Source organism: Sporichthya brevicatena, from assembly GCF_039525035.1.
In the GTDB taxonomy this organism is placed as follows: Bacteria; Actinomycetota; Actinomycetes; order Sporichthyales; family Sporichthyaceae; genus Sporichthya; species Sporichthya brevicatena.
The window spans coordinates 1-7,050 of the sequence record NZ_BAAAHE010000003.1 but is presented as its reverse complement, the minus strand read 5'-3'; the positions used below and the strand labels follow the sequence as shown (position 1 = coordinate 7,050).

General features: G+C 70.1%; 7 protein-coding genes. 6 read left to right on the top strand and 1 reads right to left on the bottom strand.

The annotated features are described in order from the left end of the window. From sucB to ABD401_RS01275, 5 genes are all read left to right on the top strand, one after another. Positions 1-1,050 (top strand): 2-oxoglutarate dehydrogenase, E2 component, dihydrolipoamide succinyltransferase (sucB, locus tag ABD401_RS01295; protein WP_344600753.1); only part of this gene is annotated, 1,050 nt, incomplete at its 5' end. Positions 1,051-1,063: 13 nt separating this feature from the next. Next, a complete protein-coding gene (locus ABD401_RS01290) occupies positions 1,064-1,945 on the top strand; it encodes a TIGR01777 family oxidoreductase (RefSeq protein ID WP_344600751.1) in 882 nt (293 codons plus the stop codon). A 27-nt stretch (positions 1,946-1,972) separates the two neighbouring features. Next, positions 1,973-2,671, top strand: coding sequence for a lipoyl(octanoyl) transferase LipB (lipB, locus tag ABD401_RS01285; protein ID WP_344600749.1), 699 nt, complete (start codon positions 1,973-1,975; stop codon positions 2,669-2,671). Then, positions 2,668-3,600 carry a lipoyl synthase gene (gene lipA / locus ABD401_RS01280; RefSeq protein WP_344600747.1) on the top strand — a complete coding sequence of 311 codons (933 nt, stop codon included), beginning with the start codon at positions 2,668-2,670 and terminating at the stop codon, positions 3,598-3,600. Before lipB ends, lipA begins: the two co-directional genes overlap by 4 nt. A 52-nt stretch (positions 3,601-3,652) precedes the next feature. Beyond that, entirely contained in the window at positions 3,653-4,375 is a 723-nt protein-coding gene (locus ABD401_RS01275; protein ID WP_344600745.1) for a DUF4191 domain-containing protein, read from the top strand. Here ABD401_RS01275 and ABD401_RS01270 read toward each other — a convergent pair. Next, on the bottom strand, positions 4,372-4,839 hold the full coding sequence (locus ABD401_RS01270) for an RDD family protein (RefSeq protein ID WP_344600743.1): 468 nt from the start codon (positions 4,837-4,839) through the stop codon (positions 4,372-4,374). The two genes, ABD401_RS01275 and ABD401_RS01270, sit on opposite strands and share 4 nt — an antisense overlap. Positions 4,840-5,084: 245 nt before the next feature. On the opposite strand from ABD401_RS01270, the gene glnA reads away from it, so the two are divergent. Continuing rightward, positions 5,085-6,509 carry a type I glutamate--ammonia ligase gene (gene glnA / locus ABD401_RS01265; protein WP_344600741.1) on the top strand — a complete coding sequence of 475 codons (1,425 nt, stop codon included), beginning with the start codon at positions 5,085-5,087 and terminating at the stop codon, positions 6,507-6,509. Positions 6,510-7,050: the final 541 nt, after the last annotated feature.

The window sequence follows — 7,050 nt, the reverse complement described above, 5'->3', positions numbered from 1 at the left end:
CCGGCCCCGGCCCCGGCTCCGGCCCCGGCCCCGGCTCCGGCCGCGTCCGCGGCTCCGGCGGCCCCGGCGAGCAGCGGGAACGGGCAGGCCGAGGACGTCGGCACCTACGTCACCCCGCTGGTGCGCCGCCTCGCGGCGGACAACAACGTCGACCTGAGCAAGGTCGTCGGCACCGGTGTCGGTGGCCGCATCCGCAAGCAGGACGTCCTGGACGCCGCGAAGGCCGCCGCGTCCTCGGCGTCGGCCGCCCCGGCCGCGGCCGCGCCGACCCCGTCGGCGGCTCCGGTCGCGACCCCGGCCGCCCCGCGTCCGGTCGTCGCCGCTCCGCAGGTCGGCACGGTCGAGCCGATGTCCCGGCTGCGCAAGGTCATCGCGGCCCGGATGGTCGAGTCGCTGCAGCTGTCCGCGCAGCTGTCCTGCTGGGTCGAGGTCGACGTCACCCGCATCGCGCGGCTGCGGCAGCAGGCCAAGGGATCGTTCGAGGCCCAGACCGGCCAGAAGCTCAACTTCCTGCCGTTCTTCGCCAAGGCGACCATCGAGGCCCTCAAGCAGCACCCGAAGCTGAACGCCTCGATCGACGTCGAGAAGGGCGAGATCACCTACCACCCGAAGGTGCACCTCGGCATCGCCGTCGACACCGAGCGGGGTCTGCTGGTCCCGGTCGTCCACGACGCGGACGAGCTCAACGTCGCGGGCCTGACCCGGTCGATGAACGACCTGGCCGCGCGCACCCGCGACAACAAGATCGCCCCCGACGACCTGTCCGGCGGCACGTTCACGCTGACCAACACCGGCAGCCGCGGCGCGCTCACCGACACCCCGATCATCAACCAGCCGCAGGTCGGCATCCTCGGCACCGGCACGGTCGTCAAGCGGCCGGTCGTCGTCGAGGACCCCTCCGGCGGGGACACGATCGCGATCCGGTCGATGGTCATGCTCGTCCTGACCTACGACCACCGCCTGGTCGACGGGGCCGACGCCGCGCGCTTCCTCACCACCGTCAAGCAGCGTCTGGAGGAGGGCGCGTTCGAGGCCGAGCTCGGCCTCTGACGGGCCGGCGCCCATGAAGATCGCGGTCTGCGGGTCCTCCGGACTGATCGGTACCGCGCTCGTCGACGCCCTGCGTGCCGACGGGCACGAGGTGCTGCGCCTGGTCCGGCGGGCTCCGCGGGGCGCGGACGAGGTCCAGTGGGACCCCTCCCAGCCGCTCTCCCCCGGCAAGCTCGCCGGCGTCGAGGCCGCGGTGAACCTCTCCGGGGCCGGCGTCGGTGACAAGCGCTGGAGCGAGGCGTACAAGCGCACCCTCGTCGACAGCCGGGTCGACCCGACGCACACGCTCGCGACCGCGCTCGCGGCGCTGGACGACAAGCCCCGCGTGCTGCTGCAGGGCTCCGCGATCGGCTACTACGGCGACCACGGCGACACCAAGGTCGACGAGACCTTCGGCCCGGCGGACGACTTCCTGGCCCGTCTGACGGTCCGTTGGGAGGCGGCCGCGGCGCCGGCGGAGGACGCCGGGATCCGCGTCTGCTACCTGCGGACCGGGCTCGTCGTCGCCCGCGAGGGCGGGGCGTGGGGCCGGCTGTTCCCGATCTTCAAGTTCGGGCTGGGCGGCAAGCTCGGCAACGGTCGGCAGTACTGGAGCTTCATCTCGCTGACCGACCACGTGCGGGCCCTGAAGTTCCTGCTGACCTCCGACGTCTCCGGGCCGGTGAACCTGACCGGCCCCGAGCCCGTCACCAACGCCGAGGTGACCAAGGCCATGGGCCGCGTCCTGCACCGGCCGACGCTGTTCCCGGTGCCGGCGATCGCGCTCAAGGTCGCCCTCGGCGAGTTCTCCACCGAGACGTTGCGCAGCCAGCGCGTCGTGCCCGCGGTGCTGTCGAAGGCCGGGTTCTCCTTCGAGCACCCGACGATCGAGGCCGCGATCCGCGCCGCCGCCTGAGATCCGATCCCGACCTAGACTGACGACGTGTCCACGCTGCGCTTCCTCCACGGCTTCGGCGGGACCCCGGTGCCCTACGAGCCGGCGTGGGAGCTCCAGCGCGAACTGCACGCCGCGCGGGCGGAGGGCACCGTCGAGGACACGGTGATCCTGCTCGAGCACGAGTCGGTGTTCACCGCGGGCAAGCGCACCGAGCCGCAGGACCGGCCGTGGGACGGAACGCCGGTGGTCGAGGTCGACCGCGGCGGGAAGATCACCTGGCACGGGCCGGGGCAGCTGACCGGCTACCCGATCGTGAAGCTGCCCGACGGGGTCTACGTCGTCGACTACGTCCGCAAGCTGGAGGCCGCGATCATCGCGACGTGCGCCGACCTCGGTCTGCCGAATGCGCAGCGCGTGGCCGGCCGTAGCGGTGTGTGGGTGCCCGGCACGGGCCCGCTGGACCCGGACCGCAAGGTCGCCGCGATCGGCATCCGCGTCGCGAAGGGCGTCACGATGCACGGCTTCGCGATCAACTGCGACTGCGACCTGGGCTGGTTCTCGCGGATCGTGCCCTGCGGGATCTCCGACGCCGGCGTCACCACGCTGACCAAGGAACTCGGTCGTCCGGTGACGGTCGCCGAGGTCGTGCCGGTGGTGGAGCGCCGCCTGCTCGAGGCCCTCGGTTCGGAGTCGGTGACCCGGGCTCCCTTGGCACTGGACGGCGCGCTGGGAGGTGTCGCATGACGATCGCTCCCGAGGGCCGCAAGCTGCTGCGTCTGGAGGTCCGGAACACCGAGACCCCGATCGAGCGCAAGCCGCCGTGGATCAAGACCACGCTGCGGACCGGGCCGGAGTACCGCGCCCTGACGAAACTGGTGAAGGACGAGGGCCTGCACACGGTCTGCCAGGAGGCGGGCTGCCCCAACATCTTCGAGTGCTGGGAGGACCGCGAGGCCACGTTCCTCATCGGCGGTGACCAGTGCACCCGCCGCTGCGACTTCTGCCAGATCGACACCGGCAAGCCCGTCGAGCTCGACCGGGACGAGCCGCGCCGCGTCGCCGAGTCCGTGCTCTCGATGGGCCTGCGGTACGCCACGATCACCGGCGTCGCCCGCGACGACCTGCCCGACGGCGGGGCCTGGCTCTACGCCGAGACCGTCCGCGCGATCCACGCGGCGGTCCCCGGCTGCGGGGTCGAGCTGCTCGCGCCGGACTTCAACGCCGAGCCGGACCTGCTCGCGCAGGTGTTCGCCGCCCGACCCGAGGTGTTCGCGCACAACCTGGAGACCGTCCCGCGCCTGATGCGGCGGATCCGGCCCGCGTTCCGCTACGACCGGTCACTCGGGGTGATCACCGCCGCCCGCGACGCCGGGCTGGTGACCAAGTCGAACCTGATCCTCGGCCTCGGCGAGGAGCCCGACGAGGTGCTCGCCACCATGCGGGACCTGCGCGAGGCCGGCACGGACCTGCTGACGATCACCCAGTACCTGCGCCCGAGCGCGCGCCACCACCCGGTCGAGCGCTGGGTGACCCCCGAGGAGTTCGACGAGCTCGGCCGCGAGGCGGAGGCGCTGGGCTTCGCGGGCGTGATGTCGGGCCCGCTCGTGCGCTCGTCCTACCGCGCGGGCCGGCTGTACCGGCAGGCCGTGGAGGCACGCGAACAGCGCTCCTGAGCGCCCTGCGTATCCTGCCTCGGACACGACGAGAAGGGCCCCCGGAACAGTCATGGCATTCGGCAGGAAGAAAGACAAGGCCCCCAAGGCGGCGAAGCCGGGCGGCGGCCGCGGGCGGCAGATCATCGACGCCTACAAGATGACGGCCCGCGTCGACAAGCTGCTGCCGCTGTGGCTGCTGCTCGGCCTGGTGGTCGGCTTCGGGGTGTTCTTCGGCATCACGATGCTGTTCCTGCACCCGATCATCGCGACGATCGTCGGCATCCTGTTCGGCATCCTCGGGCTGCTGTTCATCTTCGGCCAGCGCGTCCAGAAGGCCGCCTACACCGAGATCGAGGGCCAGCCCGGCGCCGCCGCGGCCGCGCTGAACACCATGAAGCGCGGCGGCTGGACCGTCACCCCCGCGGTCGCGGTGAACAAGAGCCAGGACGTCGTTCACCGCGCCGTCGGCCGGCCGGGCATCGTCCTGATCGGTGAGGGCAACTCCCAGCGCGTCGACCAGCTGCTGGAGGCCGAGCGCAAGCGCATGAACCGGTTCGTCCAGGACGTCCCGGTCACGACGCTGGTCGTCGGCCGCGGCGAGGGCGAGATCCCGCTGCCGAAGCTGATCCGCTTCCTGCAGAAGCTGCCGAAGACGATCCGCGGCGCCGACGTCGTCGAGGTCAACGACCGCCTGCGGGCCGTCGGCGACCTGATGGCGAACGTGCCGATCCCGAAGGGCCCGATGCCCCGCAACATGCGGATGCCGAAGGGGCAGAACCCGAAGATGCGCTAGCGGCGGACCACGATCGAGCGCGCGAGCCGGTCGTGGACGCCGCGGTAGTCCCGGTCGATGAACAGGGCCGGGACGACGAGGGCGAGCATCAGCGTCCGGATCGCCACCGCGGGCAGCATCGGGTTGCCGCCGTCCAGGCGGGCGACGCGCAGGCCGAGCAGGCGGCCCCCGATCCCGGCACCGATCGTCGTGACCATCGCCAGGTTGATCAGGGCGAACACGATCAGGATCGGTGCGGCGCGCTCCCCCGCCGTCGAGCCCGGCATCGCGCCGAGGACGACGAACTGGGCGATCGTCCAGTCGATGAACGTCGCACCCAGCCGGCGGGTCATCCCGCCGACGGCGTTGGGGCCCTCCTCGGGCAGCCCGAGACGTTCTCCGGGGTAGCCCAGATCGATCCCGGCCGCCTCGGCCACCGACCGGGGACCGGACAGCCAGCCACCCAGTGCGCGACGGTCCACCACAGGGCAACGGTAACCGGCGGGCCCCGGCGGGCGCCCCGGGGTGGCGCGCAGGCCGTCACAGCGCTTGGATGGACCCCGGCTTTAGGGCCCTGGCCAGCGACCGAGAATCCGGCGTAACACCGGTGAAACATTCGGGACACGGGCGCGACATTGCCCGCTCGTACGGTCCTGGGAACTGGTCGAGCACCAGCACCACCCCACGGTTAGACGGAGCCCCCGCCGGGTCGGCCGGGCAAGGAGGACGGATGTTCAGCAACGCCGAAGAGGTCACCAAGTACATCTCGGACGAGGGCGTCAAGTTCGTCGACGTCCGCTTCTGTGACCTCCCGGGTGTCATGCAGCACTTCAATGTCCCGGCGGCGTCCGTGGGGGCCGATTTCTTCACCGACGGCCAGATGTTCGACGGATCCTCGATCCGCGGCTTCCAGGCCATCCACGAGTCGGACATGAAGCTCATCCCCGACCTGGACACGGCCTTCATCGACCCGTTCCGGGCGAACAAGACGCTCGTGATCAACATGAGCATCGTCGACCCGTACACCGGTGAGCCCTACAGCCGTGACCCGCGCCAGATCGCGCGCAAGGCCGAGGCCCACATGAAGGCGACCGGCATCGCGGACACCGCGTACTTCGCGCCCGAGGCCGAGTTCTACATCTTCGACGACATCCGCTTCGAGACGAAGCAGAACGCCGGCTACTACTACATCGACTCCATCGAGGGCGCCTGGAACACCGGTCGCGTCGAGGAGGGTGGCAACCAGGGCCACAAGACCCCGTACAAGGGTGGCTACTTCCCGGTCCCGCCGGTCGACCACTTCGCCGACATGCGTGACGAGATCTGCCTCGAGCTGGACAAGCTCGGCCTCGGCGTCGAGCGCGCCCACCACGAGGTCGGCACCGCCGGTCAGCAGGAGATCAACTACCGCTTCGACACCCTGGCCAAGTCCGCGGACAAGGTCATGCTCTTCAAGTACATCGTGAAGAACGTCGTCGCCCGCAACGGCAAGACCGTCACCTTCATGCCGAAGCCGCTCTTCGGCGACAACGGCTCGGGCATGCACTGCCACCAGTCGCTGTGGAAGAACGGCGAGCCGCTGTTCTACGACGAGCTCGGCTACGGCGGCCTGTCGGACACCGCCCGCTGGTACATCGGTGGCCTGCTCCACCACGCGCCGTCGCTGCTCGCGTTCACGAACCCGTCGATGAACAGCTACCACCGTCTGGTCCCGGGCTTCGAGGCTCCGGTCAACCTGGTCTACTCGGCCCGTAACCGCTCCGCCTGCGTGCGTATCCCGGTCACCGGCTCGAACCCCAAGGCCAAGCGCATCGAGTTCCGCGTGCCGGACCCCTCGAGCAACCCGTACCTCGCGTTCTCGGCGATGCTCATGGCCGGCCTCGACGGCATCAAGAACAAGATCGAGCCGCCGCTGCCGGTCGACAAGGACCTCTACGAGCTCCCGCCGGACGAGCTCTCCGAGATCGCCCAGGTCCCGGACTCGCTGCCCAAGGTCCTCGACGCGCTCGAGGCCGACCACGACTACCTCGTCGAGGGTGGCGTCTTCACCCCGGACCTGATCGAGACCTGGGTCGCGTGGAAGCGGGCCAACGAGGTCGACCCGATCCGCCTCCGCCCCCACCCCCACGAGTTCGAGCTGTACTTCGACATCTAAGTCGGCGTCAGCCAGACAGCGTGACGAGCGGGTCCCCGGTTCTCCGGGGGCCCGCTCTCTCGTTGCGTCCGACGATGTGGCTGCTATAGCGACCGCTTCTTCGGACGCAAGCCGACATCACAACGGATCGTGGTAGTCCCCGAGGGAAAGGCCCTCGACCTGACCGTGCGGCTGGGAAGACGACCGCCAGCCCACCCAGCGCCTGAGGGAGTGGTATGACGGCAGCCCTTGCCCGGACGTAAGTAACCCGCTCTCGCGCTCGGTCGTCGACCTCAAGTACGACCGCTGCCAGGGCTCTCCGACTTCACCCCGGCCCGCCGAGAACATGGTGGGCAGCTCCCTGACGCTAAGTCAGAAAGTAGTGACGGCAGGGGCGAATGAGGTTGCGACTGCACTAGAACATGTGTTCTGCATATCTGCTTGAGTGCAGTAAGCCTTACCAGTCCGGGGAACTGACGATCAGTTCGCTCAACGGATGTGGGTCAGTGGCGACGGCCTGCTGGAGCAGGCGGTAGAAGAGCATGCCGTGGGCGCTGGAGTT